Consider the following 2,146-nt stretch of genomic DNA (forward strand, 5'->3'; position numbering starts at 1 on the left):
GTGCAGCCCCGCCTGCTCGTGCTCGACGAGCCAGTCAGCGCCCTGGACGCGGCCAGCCGCGACCGCGTCGTGCAGGCTCTCATCGCTCTGAGCCGCGACCGCGGGGACGAGCTGGCGATGCTGGTCATCTCGCATGACATCGGCTCGCTCGCCGCTATGAGCGACCGATTGGTCGTGCTGCATCACGGACGCATCGTCGAGGACGGACCCGCATCGCGGGTGGTCGCGGCACCGCAGCATCCGTACACGCGTCGCCTCATTGACTCGGTCCCCGTGATCGACCTTCACCATTCATCGACACCTGCAAGGAGCTGACATGCCCATCGAACTGCTCGGAATGATCGCCACGACTGCGGGCTCGGAGACGAAGACCGTGACAGGTCCCGTCATCGATCCGACGTATGTGAGGGAATTCTCACGTGCCCATGAGGATGCCGGGTTCGATCGTGTCCTCATCGGCTACAGCGCCAGCTCGCCGGACGGCTTCGCTGTCGCCGCCGCCGCACTGCACGCCACGCAGCGGCTGAAGGTGCTCATTGCGCATCGTCCCGGGTTCGTCGCGCCCACGCTCGTGGCGCGCAAGCTCGCCACCCTGGACCACCTCACGGGCGGGGGACGCGTCGCGATCCATCACATCTCCGGCGGCAGCGAGGCTGATCAGCGCCGCGACGGCGACTTCAGCCAGAAGGCCGACAGGTACCGTCGCACCGGGGAGTTCATCGACGTGCTGCGTCGGACGCTCACGTCGAGCGAGCCCTTCGATCACGACGGCGAGTTCTATCGCGTCGAAGGGGCGTACTCATCGGTGAAGCCCGCGACCGACGCCGGCATCCCGATCTTCTTCGGCGGCCTGTCCGGCGATGCGGTGGAGGTGGGGGCGAAGGGCGCGGACGTGTACATGCTGTTCGGCGAACCTCTCGCGGACGTCGCCGAGCACATCCGCGTGATCAGGGCGGCGGCTGCCAAGGTCGGCCGCCACATCGACTTCAGCCTGTCCACGCGGCCGATCATTGCGGACACGGAGGAGGAGGCGTGGGCGAAGGCGGATCGCATCTACGCGGAGGCCGCCGAGCTGAAGGCGCGCTCCGCCACAGGGGAGACGCTGCGGTTCGCCCGGCCCCGCAGCACGGAGCAGCACTCGGTGTCGGCGGACCTGCTGCAGCAGCACGCCCAGCGCGGCGATGTGCATGACGAGCGGCTGTGGCTGGGCATCACCCGGCTGATGGGCCCCGCCGGTAATTCCACGGCGCCGGTCGGCACTCCGGCGCAGGTCGCCGAGGCACTGCTGAAGTACTACGACCGGGGCGTGACGCGCTTCCTCATCCGCGGCTTCGACCCGCTCGACGATGTGCGCGACTGGGGGGAGGAGCTCATCCCTCTGCTGAGGGAGGGCGCCCGGCGGCGGGACGAGGCGCGCGCCGCCGCCTGAAAGGTGATCAGGGGATCAGCACGATCTTTCCCGTGGCGGCGTGCTGCTCGATAAGCTCGTGGGCGTGGGCGGCTTCGGCCAGCGGCAGCTCGGGGCCGAGCTCCACCTGGAAGTCACCGGCCTCGATGAGATTGATGGCCACGCCGACGGCCTCGTGACGCCAGGCCATCTGCTGCTCCGTGAGGGGTACGGGATTCCCGCCGGAATACGCCTGGATGCCCAGCTGCGCAGCATCCGGACCCCGCACGATGGTCGCGATGCGGTCTCGGCCTGTGACCAGGTCCAGCGACGTCTGAATGGCCTCGTCGGTGCCCGCGCAGTCCAGCGCGACGGTCACGCCCTGCGGGGCGGCGTCGCGCACACGGTCGGTGAGGCCCTCGCCGTAGGCGACGGGGATCGCGCCCAGCGCACGCAGCTGGTCATGGCGCGCGGGGCTCGCCGTCGCGATGACCGTCGCGCCCCACAGCACCGCGAACTGCACGGCGGCCTGCCCGACGGCACCGGAACCGGCGTGGATCAGCAGTGTGTCGCCCTTGCGGACGCCCAGCGAGCGCAGTGACTGATAGGCGGTTCCGACAGGAATCGCGAGGGCCGCGCCTTCGGCGGAGGTGACGCCGTCCAGCAGCCGGGTGATATTGCCGACCGGCACGGCCAGCGCCGTCGCATACGTGCCGCGGGTGTCGCCGATCGCGACCCGCTCGCCGACGGCGTAGCCGC

At 69.9% G+C, this 2,146-nt stretch carries 2 protein-coding genes and 1 pseudogene; 2 read left to right on the plus strand and 1 reads right to left on the minus strand.

Features of this window, described 5'->3' with window-relative positions; translation table 11 throughout:
* Together WA967_RS13150 and WA967_RS13155 are read left to right on the plus strand one after the other, a co-directional pair.
* Positions 1-315: pseudogene (locus WA967_RS13150) on the plus strand (hypothetical protein); the annotation flags it as partial.
* Between the two features lies 1 nt (position 316).
* A complete protein-coding gene (locus WA967_RS13155) occupies positions 317-1,429 on the plus strand; it encodes an LLM class flavin-dependent oxidoreductase (RefSeq protein ID WP_424423387.1) in 1,113 nt (370 codons plus the stop codon).
* A 7-nt stretch (positions 1,430-1,436) separates the two neighbouring features.
* Here the strand turns inward: WA967_RS13155 and WA967_RS13160 are convergent.
* Positions 1,437-2,146 (minus strand): zinc-binding dehydrogenase (locus WA967_RS13160; RefSeq protein ID WP_424423389.1); only part of this gene is annotated, 710 nt, incomplete at its 5' end.

The sequence above is a fragment of the Microbacterium sp. genome, from assembly GCF_049650565.1.
Lineage (GTDB): Bacteria > Actinomycetota > Actinomycetes > Actinomycetales > Microbacteriaceae > Microbacterium.

Excerpts from the sequence above, each read along its gene's own strand:
- WA967_RS13155 (WP_424423387.1), top strand. The coding sequence starts at position 317 with ATGCCCATCGAACTGCTCGGAATGATCGCCACGACTGCGGGCTCGGAG.